The organism is Brevibacterium sp. S22, assembly GCF_004745485.1.
Classification (GTDB): Bacteria; Actinomycetota; Actinomycetes; order Actinomycetales; family Brevibacteriaceae; genus Brevibacterium.
This window is the reverse complement of the sequence record NZ_RHFG01000005.1, coordinates 39017-60763: the sequence shown is the minus strand read 5'-3', so window position 1 is coordinate 60763 and position 21747 is coordinate 39017. Positions and strand designations below refer to the sequence as shown.

Sequence of the window (21747 nt, the reverse complement as noted above, 5' to 3'; positions counted from 1 at the left end):
GGTCCATCACGGAGACCACCCCAATCAGGAGGAGCATTCATGTCACGTCTGTCGGTCGGCGACACCGCCCCGGATTTCACCCTCGTTAATCAGGACGGGAAGTCCGTCAGCCTCAGCGATTTCCGAGGTCAGCGGGTCGTCGTGTACTTCTACCCCGCCGCTATGACCCCGGGCTGCACGACCGAGGCCTGCGATTTCCGGGACTCGCTGTCGGCACTCAAGGCCGCCGGAATCGCCGTCGTCGGCATCTCCCCGGACAAGCCGGAGAAGCTGCAGCAGTTCATCGAGAAGGAGGGTCTCAACTTCGACCTCCTCTCCGATGAGGACAAGACGATGATGACCGAGTGGGGCGCCTTCGGCGAGAAGAAGAACTACGGCAAGGTCGTCCAGGGTGTCATCCGCTCGACCGTCGTCGTCGATGCCGAGGGCAAGGTCGAACTCGCCCAGTACAACGTCAAGGCCACCGGGCACGTCGCCCGCGTGCGCAAGGAGCTCGGCATCGACGCAGCCTGAGTCGGCTGCCGTTTGGGCGTCGGGCGGTCTGAACTGCCCGTGCTCAACGTGAGCACCGGGGCGGTCCGAGTTTTCAACAACTCGGGCCGCCCCTGCTAATCTTGAGGACGTTGTGGCCGCGTCTGTGGCAGCTTCGGCGCGAGTGGCGGAATTGGTAGACGCGCTGGATTTAGGTTCCAGTGTCTTCGGACGTAGGGGTTCAAGTCCCCTCTCGCGTACGACACGACTGGCCCCTGACCGTGAGCTCCTCAGCTCCGATCAGGGGCCTTCCTCATGCCGAGACCGCCGGCTCAGACTCTGATTGCGGGGTAGCCCGCAGCGCCAGAGCAGTGAGGACGAGGCCGAACAGTGCGAATGCGGCGCCACCGAACCCGCCCCACTGCAGAAGACCTGCAGCAACGGTGAAGCCGCCGAGGGTGGAGCCGATGGCATTCGCCAGGTTGAAGGCTCCGACGTTGACCGCCAGCGACAGCGTCGGCGCAGCACCGGTGTGACGCATCACCAGCGATTGCAATGGTGCAATGGTCGCCGTCGACAAAAGGCCCAAGAGGAGAACGAGGGCGATCATCGGCACCGGGAGCCTTGCAAACAAGGGGAACGCGGACAATGTGATGATGAGTGCGCAGAACACTCCCACCAAGGTTCTGCCGAGTGAGAGATCGGCGAGACGCCCGGCAATGAGGTTACCGACGAAGCCTCCGACCCCATAGGCCAACAGTAGTCCGGGAATTGCGGCGTCGGTGATGCCGCTGATGTCCGAGAGGAGCGGCACCAGATAGGTGAAGACGATGCTCACCCCGGCGAAACCGATGACCGTCGTCGCCACGGCCAGCAGAACCGGCCCTCGCAGGAGGGTTCGAATCTCGTCTCTGACCCCGGTCGCAGGGGCCGGAGTACGCGGCATCGCCGCTGCCAGCAACCCCACACCGATGATTGCGGCGACGGCCACGAAGACGAACGGAATCCGCCAGTTCGTGTTGCCGCCCAGCAGGGCCCCGAGCGGCACGCCGAGCACGGTTGCGACGGTCAGTCCGGAACCGACGATGGCAATCGCCTGACCCTGCCGGCCGGGTCCCATGATCTCTGCGGACGCGGTGAGCCCGATCGCGAACAGTGTGGCCTGACTGCACGCGGACAGCACTCGACCGATGATCACCACAAGGTAAGTCGGCGCCAGGACTGTCACCAACGTGCCGACAACGAATAGAAGTCCCAGGCAGAGAGCGAGTCCTTTGCGGGGGAACCGTGCTGTCATGACGGTCACTATGGGGCCGCCGATCGCAACTCCGAGCGCATAGGCGGTAACGGTCTGTCCGGCGGTCGCGATGCTCACGTCCAGATCGGCGGCCAGTTGCGGCAGGATACCGGCAACGAGGTATTCAGCAGTTCCGGTGCAGAATACCAACAGGACGAATCCCGCCAGGATGAGAATCGGCCGTTTGAGGAGGTATGCATTTGCTGTTTGTTCGACATTCATACTGATAGACTGATCCTTCACATCGATGTGAAGGCAAGTGGCTGAAGCAGAAAGGCCGAAACGATGAGGATCTCTGACGTCGCCGAACGAACAGGCATTCCATCCCGATTGCTGCGCTATTACGAAGAAAGGGACCTTCTGGTCCCCTCCCGCAATTCCTCGGGATACCGCGAATACAGCGAACAAGACGTCGCAATCGCGACACACATCCGCCAGCTGCTCGATGCCGGAATGAGCACCGCCGCAATTCGCACTGTCCTCCCCTGCCTGAGGGACAAGGCCGGTCAGCTTGCACCGACCTGCTCGGTCACCGTCGCCGATCTCGAACGCGAACGGGCGCGGATAGAAGCATCAATCGAGTCTCTCACTCAGTCGCGTGATGCCATCAGCCGAGTCATCAGCGCGGGCTGACAAGATCGAATAAGGATTTCGCCCGAAGAGTGTTGCAAGGCCACCTGATGGGCATACAGTGAAATGCAGACTCCGTCCTAGGGCAGCAGCCAGCAAACAGAGAGGTCATACTCGCATGACAGATTTCCAGACACTCTCCGTCCGCCCCACCGCGCCCGCCGACGAGGCCCGGTGGAAGGAGCTCTTCCGCGCCTACCGTGAGTTCTACCGACTGGAACCGTCCGAGGAGATCGTCTCCCGCGTGTGGTCGTGGCTGACCGACTCCGCCCATGAGTGCCAGGGACTCGTCGCCGAGGCGGACGGATCGATCGTCGGAATCGCCGACTACCGTCGTTTCTCCCGTCCCTCGACCGGCAGCGTCGGCATCTGGCTCGACGATCTCTTCACCGACCCCGAGGCGCGCGGCCGAGGCGCCGGTCGCGCACTGATCTCCCGGCTGCAGACGATCGCGGTTGCCGAAGGCTGTTCGGTGGTCCGGTGGATCACCGCCGATGACAACGCTCAGGCTCAGGTGCTCTATGACGATGTCGCAGCGAAGACGAACTGGCTCACCTACGACGCGAAGCCGACGAACTCGTGAGCGCGGAGTTGCCGAGTGAGGAGAGGCCCAGCTCGGTGGAGTCGGAAGAACAGGCAAGCTCAGCGAAGACCAGCGCTGACCGCGAGGTGCTTCTGTGCTGCCTGCTGTGGGCGCGCGAAGGGCAGGCCGAGGCACTGACAGCCTACGAGAACGGTGTTCTCGCGCTCATCTCCGAGCACGGAGGGCGCGTCGTCAAACGTGCCAAGAGCGACGGGGCCCAGGGGCGTCCCAACGAGGTGCAGTTCTATCGGTTCGAATCCACGGAAGCGCTCGATTCCTACCTCGCAGATCCGCGACGTCAGGCGCAGGCCGCCGAACGCGATCGCGTCATCGCCAGGACGGAGCTGTTCCCGGTCAGCTTTCTTCCGACCGAGTGAGGTCCTGCGCGAAGTGCTGCTGTGCGAGCAGGACCAGCGCCTCGAGCAGCGGTCGGCGCAGCACGCTGCCGAGGACGACTCCGCGGATCCGCTCCTCCAGGCTGTCTGCGTCGCTGATCGCGTCGAGGTCGGTGCGACCGACGTCTTCAGCGGCCTCGACATAGGCGTCGAGCCGGTCGAGGATCGGAGTCAGGTTCTCCGCAGTCAACATGGCAACCGCCTTCACAGCCGCCCGATAGGCCGGTGACGACTTCGCGCAGTGCCACCCTCGCGCAGTGATCGCGCGGTCGAGTATCGCCGAGGCGGCTGTATCGTCCGCCTCGGCCTCGTCGATGAGCGCGTCCTGGACGACGCCCATCGCTTCGACTTCCGAGGCCTGCCCGTCCACAGCATCAACGACGGCTCGCACCTTCGCCAACGGCAGTCCGGCCACCGACGTCAGCGCCCCGATGAGGCGCAGCCGCTCGAGATGAGTGCGATCATAGACGGCTTGATTCACGCTTGTCCGTCGTCCCGGCTGCAGCAGTCCTTCGCGGAGGTAGTACTTGATGGTCGGCACGCTGAGCTCCGAACGACGGGACAGCTCCGCCATCCTCATCCCCGACTTCTCCGCGGACTCCGACAACCCAGCTCCTTTTCTTGTTACGGCCGCCGCAACCGCGCGCCTGTGCTCATTCCCTCCTTGCTCGACCCTAGCAGATACCTCTACTATCTATTATGGATAGTTCAGCTACCTATTAAGAGGAGGGGCCATGGATGCCTTGACATTGGCTGCGGTCCTCGCCACCGGCTTCGTCGGTTCAGCGGAATCCGGGTCGGCCGCCTTGGTTCATCCCGTAATCCGTCAGTTGCGGACGGACGATCAGCTGGTCATGGAGAGGGGCCTGCTGAAGACGTTCGGCCGGGTGATGCCGGTGGGGATGACCGCGGCGACCGCGCTGGCCATTATCATTGCCATCGATGAGCCCAATGCATGGCTGGTTTCGGCCGCAATCAGCCTCGGCGTCGCTCTCGTCGTAACGATCGTCGGGAACGTCCCGATCAATTCCCGGACGGGACGAATCACCGAGGAGACCGCTCCCGAGGGCTTCATCGCCATGCGCAGACGGTGGGATGCCTTCCAGATCGTGCGCGCTTCACTGCAGCTGATCGGATTCGTCCTGGTGGCGATCGGAGTCGTCGGGTTCGGCTGAGCACCCGTCAACGTTCATCTCGTCGTCAGGGCTGTTCCGGCACGCGCGTCGCAGTGCTCCGACCGCTGAGGTTTCAGTCCATCCGTCGCCGGAGCTCGGCGGCTCCGCCGCCCGTCAGCTCTGTCAGTGATTCCGGTCGGCCGGCCATGGCCATGACGAGGTCGAGGACACGACCGGTCGCCTCCGGCCCGCTTCCGGATTCGAAGTCGGCGTCGGCAGCGCTGAGCTTCAGCCCTTTGACCAGGGTTTTCGAGTTCACTGCGAAGTCTTTTGCGGCGAAGTATCGGGCCACCTCGACGGTCGCCTCGGCGCCAGGGGTCAGGTCGAGTTCCAGTGGTCGTGCGATGTCCTGTCCGTGGACGATGACTTCGCCGAGGAAGGCTGCGAAGTCTTTGGTCGGGGCGATCGTCAGAGCGGACGAGTCGCGGAACTTCGCCAGGGTCTCCTCAGGTGAGCCACCGAGGCGGCGCTCGAGCAGTCGCGCGTTGTGCTTTGCCGGGTCGAATCCTGCCCGAACGATGCTGCGGATCCAGGCCCACTTCCCGGTGTTAGCTGCGGCTGTCAGGTGGGCGACGACCTGCTCGACCGTCCAGTCTGCACACAGAGTGGCGAGCGCCCACTGCTCTGCTTCGAGCGTGGAGAGCAGATCGGCCAGGCGCGCGCGTTCCGCGTGGAGGAGGTCCCAGTATTCGGCTTCGTTCATCTGCTCGTCCCCTGTGATTCGTCGCCGGAGACGCTGACGCACCCCTCGTCTTCTCCGTCGAACAGCAACCGGAAGCGTTCGCACACGACCGGCATCTCGAACGAGAACCCGCGCCGGCCATGCTCTTGCCAAAAGCGCTCATGGATCTCGCGCCAGGCGGCCAGGGTTCGGTCGCCCTCCCCTTCCGCATGGGCATGCTCGGCGGTCACCTCGGAGAACGGGACGATGTCGATCGCCGTGGTTTCAATGAGGGCTCTCGGCCGGTCTCGGCCGTCGAGGATGATGCTCAGTTCGCCCACCTCGGGGACGGATTCGTCGTCGGCTTCGATGTCCCACAGCGCCGAGGCGGTGCCCGTCTTGGTCCCAGCCAGCAGGAGAGCGAGGAGGTCGTCCGCATGCTCGGGAGTCGCGCCGAAGGCCCATGCTTCAGGCATCCTCTCCGGAAGGTCTGGATTCCGGGTGCGGACCCGCACCCAGAACGAGTCGAGTGTGACATCGAGCCTTGCCGAATGACTCACGACAAGGCCTCAAGCCGATGCTTCAGACCTTGGATCAAGCTAGTCAGCCCAAACTCGAAGGACGCCACCGCTGACGAGTTCTCGCCGAATCGAGGATCCAGCGCACCTCGAATCTCCGCAAATCTGTCTCCGGCCGATTCTTGAGTGATGAGGTCGACCGGAGCGACGATGTCCAGAGCGGAACCGAGGACATAGGCCTCAACGGACCGCATCACCGCCACAGTCCGACCCTGCGGCCACCCCCCTCGACGAAGTCCACCGATCACTGAGTCATACATTTCATACGTTGAGAGGTCTCGAATCGAGGTCGTGGCCAACAATCGAATGAGGTTCGGATGGTCGGCAAAGGCCCTGAGATACGACCGGGCCCACAGCTCCAGAGCTCTGTCCCACGGCACGCTCTCCGACGATTCCTCGATCCCAGAAAATACTTGAACGTCGATTCCGGCCACGATACGTGCGCGCATCAATTCGATGAGTTCACCTCGGCCGGAGACATGGTTGTACAGAGAGGACACCTGCCTGTCGACGCGAGCCGCCAGAGTTCGCATCGACAATGACTCTTCGCCGAGGTCGTCGACAAGCGCGAGCGCGGCATCAACCAGCCGATCCTGATTCAATCTCACAGAATGCTCGCTCTCAATTTCGCACTTCCCTCCATCTTTCGAGCAGTGTATCGTGCTCCCAGTCACATACGAACACTGTTCGTGTAAACGCCGGTGCGGCCGGCCACAAGCAATGGAGCAGGAGGACGGCAGTCTTGACGACGCAGCACTTCCACAACGGCACCATCTGGTTGGGCGCCGGCGCCCAAACTGAGGATTCCCTTGTGGTTCAAGATGGCATAGTCGTTGCCTCTGGTTCACATGCGGTGGCGGCCGTCCTCGATCAAGTTTCGAGCCACGACGGCGCAGAGTTTGAGTCCATCGATCTCGACGGCGGGTTCCTCATGCCGTCCTTCGGCGACGGCCATGCTCATCCGATCTTCGGTGGCATGGAAGCAGAGGGCCCACAGGTGAGATCGTGCACGAGCGTCGAAGAGATCATCGCTGAAGTGAAACGGTACGCCGAGGCTCATCCCGACGACGACTGGATCACTGGTGCCTCATATGACGGCAGCCTCGTACGCGACGGCCTCTTCGACGCCGAATGGCTTGACAGAGCCGTGTCCGACCGACCGGTCGTCCTTCGCGCTTGGGACTACCACACCGTGTGGTGCAATTCTCGAGCATTGGAACTGGCAGGGATCACCGCTGCAACACCCGAACCGCAGATAGGCGAGATTCCTCGTCGAGACGACGGCTCACCGCTTGGCACTCTGCGTGAATGGGGTGCGGTAGATCTGATCGATGCTTTTCGTCCGCCGCACCACGAATCCGTCCGACTCCGCGCTCTCGATCGGGCAGCCGAATATTACCTCGCTCGAGGTGTCACTTGGGTCCAGGACGCGTGGGTGGAGCCAGCCGATGTCGAGACCTATGTGTCCGCCTCTCAGCAGGATCGGCTCAAACTGAGATTCAACCTCGCGTTCTACGCCGATCCCCGCCGCTTCACGCAACAGCTGCGCGAAATGCTCTCTGCGCGGCAACGGATCGAAGAACTTTCGGATCCGTTCCTGACCGCTCAGACCGTGAAGTTCTTCGCCGACGGAGTCATTGAGAACGAAACCGGTGCGCTCATCGAGCCCTACTGCGCCTCCCTTCACAACCACGGCATGCGAGTCTGGGAAGGAGATTCGCTGGCGGAGGCGGTTCGCGAGGTCGACGCGGCAGGGTTTCAGATCCACATCCACGCCATCGGCGACGCGGCCGTTCGACAGGCGTTGGATGCCATCGAGTACACAATCCGGCACAACGGTGCCCGTGATCGGCGGCCGGTGATCGCACATGCCCAGATCATCGACTCTGCCGACCTGTCCCGCTTTGCTGAACTCGGCGTCATCGCGAATATGCAGCCCCTGTGGGCTCAGCTCGATGACCTCATGACGGTCCTCACCGTCCCCCGGATCGGCAGAGAACGCGCCGTGGCGCAATATCGGATGCGCAGTGTCCTCGACAGCGGCGGGCACCTTGCGTTCGGTTCGGACTGGCCCTGCACTTCGGGGACCCCGTTCGAGGGTCTCGCGGTTGCCGTGAGCAGACAGACCGACGACGGTGAGCCCGACGGCGGGTGGACTCCCGATGAGATCCTTGACATCGAACGCTCTCTCGACGCCTACTCGACTGCGGTGGCCCACCAAGCATTTGCAGACCGTAGACCCGAAGAGTGGGGAGTGATCCGTCCGGGCGCGAGCGCCGACTTCATCATTCTCGATTCGGATCCTCGAACACTGCTCCCCCAAGAACTGTCTGATGCCCCTGTTCGCCGCACATACCTGCGCGGCGTGGCCGTCCATTCAGCGGACTGAATCGAAAGGACAATGATGTCCCATTCCAATCACAGCGCCACCACCCAAGACACCTCCGAGACCCAGCTGAAGCGAGCGCTCGGAGTACCTTCGCTCGTCTTCTTCGGTCTCGTCTACATGGTTCCGTTGACCGTCTTCACGACTTACGGAATCGTCACTCAGGTCACCGGCGGCCGCGTCCCGGCCGCTTACGTCATCACTCTGCTGGCAATGGTGTTCACCGCCAGGTCATACGCGAAGATGGCCGGGGCGATGCCGTTTGCCGGTTCGGCATACACGTACACGCAGAAGAGCTTCGGAGCTGGAATCGGTTTCGTTGCCGGCTGGGCACTGCTTCTCGACTACCTGTTCTTGCCGATGATCAATTATCTCGTCATCGGCATCTACCTCAGCGCAGCATTCCCAATGATTCCGGCCTGGGTCTTCGTCGTCACTGCCATTGTTCTCGTCACGGTCCTCAACGTCATCGGAATCGTTTCCGTTGCGCGGGCCAACATCGTCATCATCGCCGCTCAAGCTATTTTCATCGTTGTCTTCGCAGCACTGGGCATCGCTTCGTTCACCGGATCCGGTTCTGTCGACCTAGCGGCGCCTTTCACCGGTGACGGCTCTGCACCCGGATTCGACAACGTCATGGCCGGCGCAGCGATTCTGTGTCTGTCTTTCCTCGGCTTCGATGCGGTCTCGACTTTGTCCGAGGAAGCCAAGGACGCGAAGAGAGCAGTTCCCTGCGCGATCGTCATCGCCACTGTCACCGGCGGCCTCATCTACATTGTTCTGTCGTACCTGGCTCAGCTGGTCTACCCGTCGAATCAGTTCGCCGATGTCGATTCAGGCGCGCTTGACGTCATGGCGGCGGCCGGCGGCGAATTCCTCACCGCCTTCTTCACCGCCGCCTATGTCGCCGGAGCATGCGGCTCGGCTCTGACCTCGCAGGCATCGGTCTCACGCATTCTCTTCGCGATGGGTCGAGACGGCGTGCTCCCGAAAAGCTACTTCAGCCACTTGTCACCGCGCTTTCACACACCCACGATTGCAACCCTGACTGTCGGCGCAGTCTCCCTGCTCGCACTCGCCGTCGACCTCGCATTCATATCGGAGATGGTCAGCTTCGGTGCTCTGATCGCGTTCTCAGCAGTGAATCTGTCGGTTATCAAGCACTTCATCATCGACGAGAAGAATCGTGGTTCACGTGCTGTTCTCAGTTCGATCGTTCTACCGGGAATCGGATTCTGTCTGACCCTGTGGCTGTGGACGAGCCTGTCTCCGCGAACTCTTCTCATCGGCGCCATCTGGCTGGTTCTCGGAGTCGGATACCTCGCTTTCGTCACACGGGGATTCCGTCGGCCGACACCAATGCTCGACCTGACGGACTGACATTGACCTACTCGGCTCAACGGGCACGCGATCACCCTCGGCACGATCTGGCTTGTCATCGGCGCAGTCATCCTCGCGGTGACAACGAAGGGCTTCCGCACCCAACCGTCCGAGCTCGCCGTTGACTCGGCCGACTCAGATCAGCCGGGATCCGTGGCAAAAGCCTGAAGAGGATGCGCTTCGATCATCGCCCGCGGGCTCGAGACAATACCGTCCCGAGCGCGCAGGCGATGGCACATCCGGCAGCCATCCAAGCTACCCACACCTGCCATGCCTCAGGCTCTTCAAGAAGCCCAGGAATCAACAGCATCAACACCCCAGCAGACACTGCCAGCCCGAGGATGAAACCAGCCAAAGCACTGTTGTTCGCCATTTCATTCACTCCTGTTCAGTCAAGCCGCCTAAAGAAGAAACTGCTCTATCTCATCAATCGTCGACCGATTGTCACGGTGCACGATCGCATCCATGCCGACGGCACGGGCGCCTTCAGCACAGACTTCGTGGTCATCAATGAAGAACACGTCTCCGGCGTCCGCAGCCATCCGCTCAAGCGCATTCTCATAGGCCTCCGGTTCCGGCTTGAGCAGACCGGTCTCGTGACTGTAGAGAATCGGGTCAAAGACTTCACTGAACCCGAACCGCCGTTCTTCCTCGCGCCGCGCCCCGTCCACTGAGTTCGACAGAATCGCCACACCGGCGCGTGGCCTCAGCGCAGCTGCATACTCAAACAACTCTGTATTGAGACTCCCGCAGTATTCGTCCCACATCTCGGCCTGCATAGCCTCGATCAGGTTCGAATCCATCTCGAGCGCTCGACCCAGCTTCGACCAGTACTCGTCCCGCGTGTCCGCTCTACGGTCGATGACCGGCAAGTCCGCCGCCAGAATGCGCGCCCGATACTCCTCCGCTGAGAATCCAGAGCGCTCCTGCCACCGGCGAACGAAAAGCTGTCCCCAGGTGTCATCATCAACGACCTCCAGCACTCCCCCGATATCGAAGAGCACCCACTTCCTCAAACTCATGAGGCAAGACTACCTACCGATGCTCGCGCTACTCGTGTGCCGGAAAGCCCAGGTTGAGGCGAATAGCCCATGTTCCAACGTGGGCTGCTCACCCTAAACCGTGCCGCGCACCGTGCCGCAGCAAAGAATACCCCGCCTCTTGTAATACTGTGTGGCACACACTATCGTGTCACACATGGACGAGGACACAGACAAGGCACTGGCCACGCACGAACAAGAGCTGCGGCGCGGTACCGTCGTCTTCGCCGGCCTCGTCGCCTGCAGACGCCCGCAGTACGGCTACTCGCTGCTGACGACGCTGACCGAAGCGGGCATCCCCACCGAGGCCAACACCCTCTATCCCCTGCTGCGAAGACTCGAGAAACAAGGCCTGCTCACAGCTGAGTGGAACACCGAGCAGGCCCGCCCCCGCAAGTACTACACGGTCACGGAGAGCGGTGCCGAAGTCGCCGCCGCGCTCCACGCCCACTGGCTCGAACTCAACTCCAGCATCACAACGCTATGGAAGGACGGCACACCATGAGTGCCCTCACCGACATTTACGTCGACAACGTCACCCGCCACCTCCCCGAAGACACTCGCCCGGACATCGCCGCCGAGATCACCGCCACGATCGATGACATGGTCGATGACCGCCTCGGCGAGGATGCGAATCCCTCCCCCGATCGCTCAGCCGCCGTCGAACGCGAAGTCCTCGAAGAACTCGGCGATCCGGTAGTGCTGTCGCGGGAGTACTCGAACACCCCGCAGCACCTCATCGGCCCCAACTCGTACCCGCTCTTCATCTGGGCGCTGCGCTGGGCCCTGCCCATCGTCGGCTTCATCGCCCTGATCGCCAGCTTCATCACCACCTTCGCCACTGCCCCGCAGACCCAGCTCGGCGCGGCCATCGGGCCGGCGGTCGGCAATACCGTCAACGCCCTGCTGACCACCTTCGCCGTCATCACGATCATCATCGGCCTCGGCGACCGCCAAAAGGACGGTGGCACGACCGCAACCCTGCGGGGACGGAAGACGCGGACATGGTCGATCGATGACCTCGATCGTCGTGACTACCGCAGTAAGCAGATCCGCGCCGAGGCGGCCCTCGGATTGGTCTTCATCGCGGCCTTGGCAACGGTTCCCTTCATCCCGACGACCCTGCTCTACGTCGGCCACCTCAACCGCGGCGGAACCTTCATCAACCCCGATCTGGGCCTTGGTTGGCTGATCGGCTACTGGGCCTTCCTCGCCCTGATGGCCGCAGTGGAGATCATCAAGTTCACGACTGCCTCGGCGAAACCGACAGTGGCGATCATCGGCGGAATCATCGATGTGGCAATGGCCATCTTCCTCACCATCGCCCTGCTCACCCAGCCCGTCCTCCACCCGGAACTCACGAGTACCGCGAATGCCGACATCCAGCAGATCATCACAGCCATCGCGATCTGGATCATCACCGTCTGGGACCAGGCGAGCACCTGGCGGATCTATCGCCGCAATCGTCGGTGAGTTTATGCGATCGGGACGGCCACCAGCCGACCCGATCGCACAGCTGCTGAGAGATATCAGTCGCGGCGACTGGCGATGACCGTGAACTTCTTGTTCCGGGCCAGCTGCCGACTCGGTCCGATGATCGATTCGAGACGATCCCGGTAGCGCAGGTGCGAATTGAACACCGTGAGCACCTGCCCGCCCGGAGCCAGATGCTCGGCGGCCGCGGCCATGAGCGCCGCGGCCGTCTCGGTCTCGATGGCCGTCCCCTGATGGAACGGCGGATTGAGCAGGATGAGGTCGAATTCACCCAGTCCCGCGAGCGCCGGCTCCTCCGAGTCCGCGGCATCGCCGAGGATGACGTCGATTCCAACTCCGTTCGCCTCCGCTGTGGCCCTCGCCGAGGCGACCGCCGCCTTCGACACGTCGATGCCGAGTCCCGTATTCGCCCCCGAGGCTCGCATGGCCGCGGTGAGCAGCCAGCCGTTGCCGCAGCCGAGGTCGAGCACGGATTCCGGCGCATCGTCAGCGAGCAGTCCCAGCAGCGCGTCGACGAGCAGCTCCGAGCCCTCGTCGCTCTTAGTCCCTGAGAAGCAGGCCCCATGAGCGCGGACTTCGAGCTCACCGACGCCGCCCTGGGTGATCACCCCGCGGCGCGGGAATTCCGGCAGGCTCGGCGAGGACAGGGGGCGGCTGCCGATGATCATCCGGTGTTTGCCGACCCCGGGCGAGACATCGACTCGGCCGAAGCCGCGGGCGAGCTCCTTGTTGACGCCGCGGCTCATCGCATCGCTGCGGCCGATGACGATGATGGTGCTCACGAATGGCTGCAGCACCGCGATCGTCTCGGTGAGCGCATTCATCGCCTTCGGAACGTTGACGACGGCCCACGTCTCCCCCACACCGAGTTCGGCCAGTCCCGCGATCTCACTGAGCTCGCTCACCGCCAGCACGGGGGCCGCCTCGGTGACGACCTCTCCGGCGGATTCGCCGGCTCCGGCCAGGGACTCGACCGCCGCGGCCAAGGTTCGTGCCTCGTCGATGCGGTCGTTGTATGTGCATACCTGCGTCAGACGGCTGAGCAGGGTCGCCTGCAGACCGTGCGCATCGTCGACGAGGATGAGGTTCTCGGGGACCTCGGCTGAGAATTCGGCGGCGACGAATGTGCCTTCGGTGTCTCGGCCCGAGACGTCGAGGGCTCCGCAGCGACGACCGAGGACGTAGTCGATGAGCATCCGCGCCTGCGGCAGACCGGGCAAGTCGCTCAGCTGAGGGAATACCGCCAGCAGATCCCGACTGCGAAGGGCGGCGGCAGAGTCAGGAGGCAGCAGGGAGGCGGACATTCGATCAGTCTAAACCGAGCGGACCGGTCGCCGCCTCCTCGACGGTTCGCCGCTCAGCCTTCGGCGTCGTGGTCGGTCTCGATGAGCTGTTTGAGGTTGGCCAGTGCTTCGTCGGCTCCGTCACCCTCGGCGCGCAGAACGACCTTCTGACCGTATTCCGCGCCGAGGCCCATGAGGGAGAGCACGCTGGCCGCATCGAGGGCGTCCTCGGCCGGTTCGCCCTCCAGGGCGATGGTGATCTCGAGGTCATAGTCTGCGGCGGCCTCGGCCAGAAGTGCTGCTGGACGGGCGTGCAGGCCGACGGTGCTTCCGACTGTTGCGATGGTCTCTGCCATGAGTTGTCCTTCCTTGTCAGACCGGCCGTGGTTCGGCCTGCCCGGTGTTTCGGCATTTTCTGTTGGTGGTGTCTGTGGTGGTGCTGAGTATGTCACGGGGTCACTCCCCCGACGGCCGGACTCACAGGCCGAGCTCGTCGAGGATCGGCAGCTCGGCTCGGACTGCGGCCTTCGCCTCGCTCGGGCTGCGTGCCGCAAGTGCGCTGCGGGCGATCTGCTGCGCCCGGTTCGGGGAGACACCGGACAGCACCTCGGCGACGGCAGGCAGTGCTCGGGGCGCCATGGACAGGCTGGTGACTCCGAGGCCGACGAGCACTACGGCCAATGCCGGATCGGCCGCAGCCTCTCCGCACACGCCCACCGACTTCTCCGCCGCAGCACCTTGGGCTGCGGCCATGCCGATGAGCTGCAGGACTGCCGGCTGCCACGAGTCGCTGAGCTCGGCCAGACCGCCGAGCATGCGGTCGGAGGCCATGACGTACTGGGTGAGATCGTTCGTGCCGATGGACGCGAACTCGACTTCCTCGAGGATCGTGGCCGCCTGCAACGCTGCTGAGGGAACCTCGACCATGACACCGGCAGTGGGGAGTCCTGCCGCATGGACGAGTTCGGAGAACTGCCGGGCTTCGTCTGCGGTGGCGATCATCGGAGCCATGACGTGGACGGTCACCGCATGCTTCGAGGCGGCCAGCGCGATTGCCTCGAGCTGACGTTCGAGGACGCCCTGAGCCCTGCGGCTGGTCCGGAAGCCACGTACACCCAGGGCCGGGTTCGGTTCATCGGAGTCGGTGAGGAACGGCAGAGGTTTGTCGGCTCCGGCGTCGAGGGTGCGCACGACGACCTTGTGATCGTCGAAGGCCGCGAATACCTGCCCGTAGGCTTCGGCCTGTTCTTCGACGCTGGGTTCGGTGTCGCGATCGAGGAAGCAGAACTCGGTGCGCAGCAGACCGACGCCTTCGGCACCGGCGGCCGCCGCTGCCCGTGCTTGAGCGCCGTCTCCGACATTCGCACGCAGCGGAATCCGTGTGCCGTCGCTCAGGAGACAGGGTCCGGTGAATGACTGCAGCCGACCGGCTGTCTCCGTCCACGCCTCGACGAGGCCGGTCTCTGTCGCACCGGGTTCGGTGCGCAGTATGCCGGAGCCGCCGTCGACGAAGACCGGCGTGTGGTCGGGGATGTCGCGGACCCCGGTGGCTGCGACCACGGCAGGGATACCCAAGGCCCGGGCGAGGATGGCCGTATGGCTCTGCGGTCCGCCCTCTTCGCAGACGAGGCCGAGTACGAGCGCGGGGTCCAGGGTCGCGGTGTCGGCAGGAGCGAGATCGGCGGCGATGAGCACGAAGGGTTCCTGCGAGTGCGGGATGCCGGGTGCCTGCACTCCGCGCAGATGGGCGACGAGGCGGGCACGGACGTCGAGGACATCGGCTGCGCGTTCGGCCATATAGCCGCCCAGCTTCTCCAGCTGTGCTGCGGTCTCCGCGGCCACGGTCCAGATCGCGGTCTCCGCGTCGGTCTCGGACAGGCGTTTGATCGCCGTCTTCACCAGGGTGGGGTCCTTGGCCATGAGGGCTGTGGCTCTGAGTACGTCGCGGGCGTCCCCGTTGACGGTCTCGGCCCGCTCACGCAGTTCGGCGTGCACGGCGGCCGAGGCCTCACGGATCCTGTTCGCCTCCGCCTCAGTGTCGGCAGGCGCCGGCTTCGCCACGGGTGCTGCCACGGTCTCGGGCATGCTCAGCGCCGGGGCGATGACCCGTCCGGGTACGACACCGATGCCTGGGAACTCTGCGGACATCCCCATTCCTTCCTCTCTTGCCTCTCCTTGAGAAAGCATTCAGACTCGCGAAGCGTCAGCGGTCGACGATACCGGTTCGGCGGTCTTCGCCTCGTCGGCCGAATCGGATCCCGTGGTAGAACCGGTCGACGCGGCTGCGGTCGTCGGCGCTGCGGACGGATCGGCCGCCTCGGCGAGGCCTGCCGCTCCACCCTTGCGGACGAAGATCTTCAGCGCCAGCACCACCGCGGCGCTGATGATCGTGCCGACGACGACGGAGAGCAGGAACAGCAGGAACGAGTCGATCGCGAAGAAGACGAACACTCCCCCGTGCGGGGCCTGGCTGGTGACGGAGAAGGCCATCGTCATCCCGCCCGTGACGCCGGCGCCGACGACCGAGGCGGGGATCACACGCAGCGGATCGGAGGCGGCGAAGGGGATCGCTCCTTCGGAGATGAACGCAGCCCCGAGCAGCCACGCGGCCTTCCCGTTCTCCTTCTCCGCTTGGGAGAAGATGCGAGGACGCAGTGCGGTGGCCAACGCCATGGCCAAGGGCGGAACCATTCCGGCGGCCATGACCGTGGCCATGATCTCCCACGGCACGGGGTTCTCGACGGAGCCTGCGGCGAGTCCGGCGACGGCGAACGAGTACGCGACCTTGTTGACCGGTCCGCCCAGGTCGACGGCCATCATGGCGCCGAGGATGAGTCCGAGGATGACGGCGGCGGTTCCGGTCATCGAGCTCAGCCACGCATCGAGTCCCGTCGTCAGTGCGCTGATCGGTCCGCCGAGGACCATGAACATCAGGCCCGAGGAGACGAGGGAGGCCACCAGCGGGATGATCACGACCGGCATCAGCCCGCGCAGCCACCTCGGGGCGGCGAAGGAGCCGATCCAGTGGGCGACATAGCCGGCCAGCAGTCCGCCGATGATGCCGCCGATGAAGCCGGCTCCCATAAGCACGGCCACGGCGCCGACGGTGAAGCCGGGGGCGATTCCGGGACGGTCGGCGATTCCGTAGGCGATGTAGCCGGCCAGGACGGCGACGAGGAAGCTCATCGACAGGTTGCCGATCTGGAAGGCCACGGCACCCAGATAGGCGCCGACCGGCCCCAGTGCCAGGTCACCGTATTCGGTGGGCAGGTTCCACAGGGAGTTGCCCAGGACGATGTCCTCCGCGTAGTCGGGGATGTCGAATCCGCCGAGGAGGAAGCCCAGCGCCATGAGCAGACCGCCCGCGGCGACGAAGGGGATCATATAGCTGACACCGGTCAGCAGAACGCGTTTGAGGTGGGCACCGACGCTCTCACGTGAGCCCGCCGAGGACGACGTGTCCTCCTCGTCGGCGGCGTGAGCGGCTGCGATCCTGCGGCCGTTCGGGGCGTCCGCCTCGGCGAGGGCACTGTGGATGAGCCCCTGCGGGTCGTCGATTCCGGCCTTGACCGGCACCTGCACATAGGGTTTGCCGGCGAACCGGGCCTTGTCGCGGACGTCGACGTCGACGGCGAAGACGACGGCATCGGCGGCCTCGATGACGGACTGATCGATCGGGGTCGTGCCGGATGAGCCCTGGGTCTCGGCCACGACGTCGATTCCGAGATCGGACCCGGCCTGGACGAGGGCGTCGGCGGCCATATAGGTGTGGGCGATCCCTGTCGGGCAGGCCGTGACGGCGACGACGCGGCGGGGGCGCTCGGAGGCAGTCGGATCCTCGTCGGGGGTGTCGGTCGGTGTGCCTGTGGGTGTGTCGGCACCGGCCCGGGCTGCCGACGGTGCGGCGGAAGTTTCGGTGGGGGCTGCCTCGGCGGGGGTCTGCGCTTCTGCCGATTCGCGCAGGCCGAGCGCGGTTTCGACGAGGTCGACGACCTCCTGCGGATCGCCGGCGGCACGCAGGGAAGCGACGAAGTCCTTCTTCACCAGCGATCGGGCGAGCTTCGACAGCAGTTTGAGGTGGTCCTTCCCGGCGCCGTCGGGAGCGGCGATCATGAAGACGAGGTCGGCGGGGCCGTCTTTGGCTCCGAAGTCGACCGGCGGGTTCAGACGAGCCATCGCCAGGCTGGGTTCGGTGACCGCCTCGGTGCGGGCGTGCGGGATGGCGATGCCGCCGGGCACACCGGTCGGGGTCTTCTCTTCGCGGGCGATCGCCGCTTGGGCCAGGTCCTCGGCGGACGTCGCCCGTCCCTGCTCGGCGACGACGGCGGCCAGGGCGCGGATGACAGTGGACGACTCCGTCCCCTGGTCCGCGTCGAGGGTCACCAGTTCTGTTGTGATGAGCGATGTCATCGTGCCTCCTCGGCTTCGGGGGCTGTCCCCGCGTGCTGGTTCGGTTGGTCGGTGGTCGGTGTGGACCCCGGTGCTGGGGTCGGTGTGGACTGCTGTGTCGGGGCGGATGTCGAAGCCGGAGCCGTCAGCGGTGTGACGGTGACGGCGCCGAGGTCGATGTCATCGGGTTTCGGCACGCCGGTGCCGCGCAAGGATGCGGCCGCTGCCCCGTAGGCGACGGCCCTGGCCAGGGCGTCCTGCGGTGACTCACCATCGGTGCCGCCGAGCAGATAGCCGGCCAGGGTGCAGTCGCCTGCGCCCACGGTGCTCACGACCTTCATCGGCGGGTGCGAGGCATGCCAGGCGGCATCGCGCGTGGCGAGCACCGCTCCCCCGGCACCGAGCGTGGCCAGGATCGACCGCGGCCCGGGGACGGACGCGTCGAGCAGCGCCCGCGTGGCCCGCGCGGTGAGTTCTGGTGAGGCCTCGAGGCGTGCGGCGATCGTGTGGAGTTCACCGGTCGTCAGCTGCGCTGCGGCTTCACCCTGCCCGGCTTCGTCCAGTCCGGTTTCGGCTAACCCGGTTTTGGCCAGGAGGCCGGCGGCGCAGAGAAGCTCGGCGAGTTCTTCGGCATTGGGTTTGATGAGGTCCGGCGACTGGGTCAGCGCTGCGGCCAGAGGTGCCCCGGAGGTGTCCACGGCGATCGCCGGCGGCTGAGGCAGTGTGCGGATGACGGCGATGGCACGGGCGTAGAAGTCATCGTCGACGCCGGGAGGAAGCGATCCCGCCAGGACCACCCAGTCGGCGTCGGTCGCGTGTGCGGCCACGAGGTCGAGCAGTTCTGCCTGCGTCTCCGGGCTCAGGCACGAGCCGGGTTCGTTGATCTTCGTGGTCGTCCCGTCCGGCTCCGTCACGGTGATGTTCGAGCGGATGGGAGCACCCGTGCGCACCGAGTCATGGGCCAGTCCGATCGCGTCGAGGCCGCTGAGCACGGGGTCTCCGCCGTCGCCGGGCAGGACTGCCCGGGTGGGACGGTCCGCCGAGGCGACCGCGCGGGAGACGTTGACGCCTTTGCCTCCGAGCTGCTGGCCGGCCCAGACGGCTCGCTGCACCTGTCCGCGCAGCACCGGGCCGGCGAGCTCGATGGTCCGATCGAGGCTCGGATTGGCTGTCAGGGTGAGGATCATGGAGTGCGGACCTCGATTTCTGCGTTGTCCAGGTGGGTGGACATCGGCGACTGCGGCACGGTGTCGGTGATGAGGTGGTCGATGCAGTCGAGACCGGCGAAGCGGACGAGCGAGATCTCCCCGAACTTGGCGGAGTCGGCGAGCACAGCGACCTTGCGACCCGAGCGCACATACGCAGACTTCGTCGCCGCCTCGTCGTGGTCGGGAGTCGACAGCCCGTCTTCACTCAGTCCGTTGGCGCCGAGAACGGCAAGATCGACCCGGTGCTCGTCGATGGCTGCGATCGTCTGCGGGCCGACCATCGCTCGGGTCACGGGGCGGAAACGTCCCGGCAGGACGAAGATCTCGATGCCCGGAGCATTGGCCAGGTGGTCGATCGCGGACAGCGAGTTCGTGATGATCCGCAGCCGACGCAGAGTCTGCCCGGCGGTCTTGCGCTCATTCGCCTCCTGCGCGATGGCGCGGGCCAGTGCGGCACAGGTGGTTCCGCCGTCGAGGGAGATGCTCATCGTCTCGCGCAGCAGTCCGAGAGCGGACTGCGCGATCGCCGTCTTCTCCTCGAGGCGGTGGATCTCCCGGTCATCGAAGGTGGGCTCGTCCACGCTGTCGGCGCGCCTCGGGACGGCGCCTCCGTGGACGCGCTGCAGGATTCCTGCCTTCTCGAGTGCGGCGAGGTCGCGGCGAACGGTTTCGGTGGTGATGTCGAAGTCGGCGGCCAGGTCGGTGACGTTCACTCGTCCGGCGTCGCTGACCAGTTCAGCGATGCGGCGCTGCCGTTCTTCAGCGAACATGTCCGGCCCTTTCTTCCGCGTGGCCACTCCGACTCCCCTGTCGGGCCACAATGATTCTCCTCCGACAGCCACTTGGCTATCTGTTGGTTTGATTGATCTTAGGGCGGCATTCATCTATGGTCAATCACATTCCAACATTTTTCCAATCATTCCAACATGACCATGTGGCGGAGACCCGTTGGGTGGAGTGCGCACAGACCTGAGTGCGCAGAGACCTCAGAGGCCGGAACAGGCACAGCGCACTCGAGACGCGCGGGAAGAAACAGGCACAGCGCACTTGGGACGCATTCGTGCCCCGGAGCCGAAGCTCCGGGGCACGAATGACTGGGCCGGACACAGCCCGGGGCGTCGCGCCGACGGGGCGCGGCCCCGCACCGACTGGACGGCCAGCGCCTACGCAAGGTTCGTCGGGACGGCTGAGGTGGGCCGCCTCGGCGAGGGGTCGGCTGCCTGCGGATCAGCTGCCGATGCGCTTGTACGCCGAGGATTCGGCGTTGTCGATCGTCGAGTGTCTGCGGTTGTCGTGCATATAGAGCACGGCCACAAAGCCGACGACCGCGATGATGACGACGTAGACCGCAAACCATGTGCCGATTCCGGCGTTTCGGAACCACAGGGCGACGTACTCGGCGGATCCGCCGAACAGAGAGTTGCCGATGGCGTAAGTGAATCCGACGCCGATTCCACGAATGTGGGCCGGGAACATCTCAGCCTTGACGATGCCGGAGATCGACGTGTACATGCTGATGAATGCCATGGCGATGATGATGAGAATACCGGCGGTGACGACGGATTCGGCCTTGCCGATCATGCTCAGCAGCGGGATGGGCAGCGCAATCATTCCGATGACGAAGATGAGCATATTGTTCTTCCGGCCGATCTTGTCCGAGATAGCTCCGGCGATGGGCTGCATGACGACGAAGATGAGCAGGCAGACCGACATCAGGTCGGCGATCGAGCCCTTGTCGAAGACCTCCTCGCTCGGCGTTCCCTGGTTGGACAGCAGCAGGTACTTCTGCATGTACGTGGTGAAGACGTAGAAGACGAGCGAGCCGACGCTGGTGATGCCGAGGACCACGAGGAACGCCCGCGGGTGGCGCAGCACCTCGCGGAAGCTTCCGGAGTTCTCGTCCTTGCGCGTATCCGCCGAGGTGGTCTCCTCGAGTCCGCGACGCAGCCACAGCGAGACGATCGCGGCTGCGGCGCCGATGACGAAGGGCAGTCGCCACCAGCCGGCTTCGATCTGGTCGGTGCCCAGCGTGTGGGTCATGACGACGGCGAGCAGGCTGGCCAGCAGCTGACCGCCGATGAGGGTGACGTACTGGAACGAAGAGTAGAAGCCGCGCTTGCCCTCGGTGGCGACCTCGGACATGTAGGTCGCGGTCGCACCGTACTCGCCGCCGACGGCGAGTCCCTGGATCATACGCACGAGGAGCAGCAGGAGCGGCGACCAGACACCGACAGCTGCGTAGGTGGGCAGGATCGCCATGCATAGCGATCCGGCGCACATGAGCAGGATCGAGATGAGCATGGAGTTCTTGCGGCCGATGCGATCGGCGGCCCGCCCGAAGATGTACCCGCCGATGGGACGCATGAGGAAGCCGACGAAGAACACTGCCGCCGCCTGCATGAGCTTGGCAGCCTCATCGTCACCGACGAAGAACTGGTCAGCGAAGTAGACGCTGAAGAAGGCGTAGATGTAGAAGTCGAACCATTCGACGAGGTTGCCCGAGGATGCGGCCATGATGGCCTTGACCGTCTGCCATTCCGATTTCTTCTCGCCCTTGCCGGTACTCGCGCCGTGTGCGTCGGCAGCGCCGGGGTTCTTATTCGATTCTGTCACTGATACAACTTTCTAATACATGAGGAGAGGCACAAAGTGCCCAGGTCACCTTACTGCTGCGTCAGCGCGGCCGACGCTTCGGTCAGAAATTGAGATCCGCGCTCCGAAGCCCGATTCCGCGCGGGTACAGCGCGGAATCGCCCGATGGTGACCGACTTCTCATC

At 64.5% G+C, this 21747-nt stretch carries 23 protein-coding genes and 1 tRNA gene; 10 read left to right on the top strand and 14 right to left on the bottom strand.

Annotation, left to right across the window (positions count from 1 at the left end):
- Positions 1-39: 39 nt before the first annotated feature.
- A complete protein-coding gene (bcp, locus tag EB835_RS06890) occupies positions 40-513 on the top strand; it encodes a thioredoxin-dependent thiol peroxidase (protein WP_135808734.1) in 474 nt (157 codons plus the stop codon).
- A gap of 136 nt (positions 514-649) precedes the next feature.
- Positions 650-731 (top strand) — tRNA-Leu (locus EB835_RS06885).
- Between the two features lie 53 nt (positions 732-784).
- Here EB835_RS06885 and EB835_RS06880 read toward each other — a convergent pair.
- Positions 785-1990: an MFS transporter gene (locus EB835_RS06880; protein ID WP_135808733.1), complete on the bottom strand. Its 1206-nt coding sequence runs from the start codon at positions 1988-1990 to the stop codon at positions 785-787.
- Between the two features lie 63 nt (positions 1991-2053).
- Between EB835_RS06880 and EB835_RS06875 the strand changes: the two genes are divergently transcribed.
- The 3 genes from EB835_RS06875 (at position 2054) to EB835_RS06865 (ending at position 3358) form a co-directional block, all read left to right on the top strand.
- Positions 2054-2401, top strand: coding sequence for a MerR family transcriptional regulator (locus EB835_RS06875; RefSeq protein ID WP_135808732.1), 348 nt, complete (start codon positions 2054-2056; stop codon positions 2399-2401).
- A 115-nt stretch (positions 2402-2516) separates the two neighbouring features.
- Positions 2517-2981 carry a GNAT family N-acetyltransferase gene (locus tag EB835_RS06870; protein WP_135808731.1) on the top strand — a complete coding sequence of 155 codons (465 nt, stop codon included), beginning with the start codon at positions 2517-2519 and terminating at the stop codon, positions 2979-2981.
- Between the two features lie 35 nt (positions 2982-3016).
- Positions 3017-3358 (top strand): hypothetical protein, encoded by a 342-nt coding sequence (locus tag EB835_RS06865; protein WP_135808730.1) that lies wholly within the window; start codon positions 3017-3019, stop codon positions 3356-3358.
- Here the strand turns inward: EB835_RS06865 and EB835_RS06860 are convergent.
- On the bottom strand, positions 3336-3983 hold the full coding sequence (locus EB835_RS06860) for a MerR family transcriptional regulator (protein WP_240688599.1): 648 nt from the start codon (positions 3981-3983) through the stop codon (positions 3336-3338). The genes EB835_RS06865 and EB835_RS06860 overlap by 23 nt on opposite strands.
- A gap of 127 nt (positions 3984-4110) precedes the next feature.
- On the opposite strand from EB835_RS06860, the gene EB835_RS06855 reads away from it, so the two are divergent.
- On the top strand, positions 4111-4551 hold the full coding sequence (locus EB835_RS06855) for an anthrone oxygenase family protein (protein ID WP_135808729.1): 441 nt from the start codon (positions 4111-4113) through the stop codon (positions 4549-4551).
- A 73-nt stretch (positions 4552-4624) separates the two neighbouring features.
- On the opposite strand, the gene EB835_RS06850 is transcribed toward EB835_RS06855, so the two are convergent.
- The 3 genes from EB835_RS06850 to EB835_RS06840 form a co-directional block, all read right to left on the bottom strand.
- A complete protein-coding gene (locus EB835_RS06850; protein ID WP_135808728.1) occupies positions 4625-5254 on the bottom strand; it encodes a maleylpyruvate isomerase family mycothiol-dependent enzyme in 630 nt (209 codons plus the stop codon).
- Positions 5251-5688, bottom strand: coding sequence for an ASCH domain-containing protein (locus EB835_RS06845; protein ID WP_135808727.1), 438 nt, complete (start codon positions 5686-5688; stop codon positions 5251-5253). The genes EB835_RS06850 and EB835_RS06845 overlap by 4 nt, the downstream gene beginning before the upstream one ends.
- 80 nt (positions 5689-5768) lie before the next feature.
- Positions 5769-6464, bottom strand: a complete 696-nt coding sequence (locus EB835_RS06840; RefSeq protein WP_240688598.1) for a TetR/AcrR family transcriptional regulator — start codon at positions 6462-6464, stop codon at positions 5769-5771.
- Between the two features lie 68 nt (positions 6465-6532).
- Between EB835_RS06840 and EB835_RS06835 the strand changes: the two genes are divergently transcribed.
- Positions 6533-8179 (top strand): amidohydrolase, encoded by a 1647-nt coding sequence (locus EB835_RS06835; protein WP_205749884.1) that lies wholly within the window; start codon positions 6533-6535, stop codon positions 8177-8179.
- 15 nt (positions 8180-8194) lie between these two features.
- Positions 8195-9556: an APC family permease gene (locus EB835_RS06830; RefSeq protein WP_135808724.1), complete on the top strand. Its 1362-nt coding sequence runs from the start codon at positions 8195-8197 to the stop codon at positions 9554-9556.
- Between the two features lie 184 nt (positions 9557-9740).
- On the opposite strand, the gene EB835_RS06825 is transcribed toward EB835_RS06830, so the two are convergent.
- Together EB835_RS06825 and EB835_RS06820 are read right to left on the bottom strand one after the other, a co-directional pair.
- The gene (locus tag EB835_RS06825) at positions 9741-9929 is read right to left on the bottom strand and encodes a hypothetical protein (protein ID WP_135808723.1); all 189 of its coding nucleotides are present in this window, start codon (positions 9927-9929) and stop codon (positions 9741-9743) included.
- A gap of 28 nt (positions 9930-9957) precedes the next feature.
- Complete coding sequence (locus EB835_RS06820) at positions 9958-10578, bottom strand: HAD family hydrolase (protein WP_240688597.1); 621 nt, start codon at positions 10576-10578, stop codon at positions 9958-9960.
- Between the two features lie 175 nt (positions 10579-10753).
- Between EB835_RS06820 and EB835_RS06815 the strand changes: the two genes are divergently transcribed.
- Both EB835_RS06815 and EB835_RS06810 read left to right on the top strand, forming a co-directional pair.
- Positions 10754-11101, top strand: coding sequence for a PadR family transcriptional regulator (locus EB835_RS06815; RefSeq protein ID WP_135808722.1), 348 nt, complete (start codon positions 10754-10756; stop codon positions 11099-11101).
- Entirely contained in the window at positions 11098-12069 is a 972-nt protein-coding gene (locus tag EB835_RS06810) for an HAAS signaling domain-containing protein (protein ID WP_135808721.1), read from the top strand. Before EB835_RS06815 ends, EB835_RS06810 begins: the two co-directional genes overlap by 4 nt.
- Before the next feature lie 56 nt (positions 12070-12125).
- Here EB835_RS06810 and EB835_RS06805 read toward each other — a convergent pair whose 3' ends face one another.
- The 7 genes from EB835_RS06805 to EB835_RS06775 all read right to left on the bottom strand — a co-directional run bounded on the left by EB835_RS06805 (position 12126) and on the right by EB835_RS06775 (position 21583).
- Complete coding sequence (locus EB835_RS06805; RefSeq protein ID WP_135808720.1) at positions 12126-13394, bottom strand: methyltransferase; 1269 nt, start codon at positions 13392-13394, stop codon at positions 12126-12128.
- Between the two features lie 53 nt (positions 13395-13447).
- Positions 13448-13729: an HPr family phosphocarrier protein gene (locus EB835_RS06800; RefSeq protein ID WP_135808719.1), complete on the bottom strand. Its 282-nt coding sequence runs from the start codon at positions 13727-13729 to the stop codon at positions 13448-13450.
- 121 nt (positions 13730-13850) lie between these two features.
- Positions 13851-15521, bottom strand: coding sequence for a phosphoenolpyruvate--protein phosphotransferase (gene ptsP / locus EB835_RS06795; RefSeq protein WP_135808718.1), 1671 nt, complete (start codon positions 15519-15521; stop codon positions 13851-13853).
- A gap of 39 nt (positions 15522-15560) precedes the next feature.
- Complete coding sequence (locus tag EB835_RS06790; RefSeq protein ID WP_135808717.1) at positions 15561-17783, bottom strand: PTS fructose transporter subunit IIABC; 2223 nt, start codon at positions 17781-17783, stop codon at positions 15561-15563.
- Positions 17780-18949: a 1-phosphofructokinase family hexose kinase gene (locus EB835_RS06785; protein WP_135808716.1), complete on the bottom strand. Its 1170-nt coding sequence runs from the start codon at positions 18947-18949 to the stop codon at positions 17780-17782. The genes EB835_RS06790 and EB835_RS06785 overlap by 4 nt, the downstream gene beginning before the upstream one ends.
- Positions 18946-19740: a DeoR/GlpR family DNA-binding transcription regulator gene (locus EB835_RS06780; RefSeq protein WP_168216651.1), complete on the bottom strand. Its 795-nt coding sequence runs from the start codon at positions 19738-19740 to the stop codon at positions 18946-18948. The genes EB835_RS06785 and EB835_RS06780 overlap by 4 nt, the downstream gene beginning before the upstream one ends.
- Positions 19741-20197: 457 nt before the next feature.
- Complete coding sequence (locus tag EB835_RS06775) at positions 20198-21583, bottom strand: MFS transporter (RefSeq protein WP_240688596.1); 1386 nt, start codon at positions 21581-21583, stop codon at positions 20198-20200.
- Positions 21584-21747: the final 164 nt, after the last annotated feature.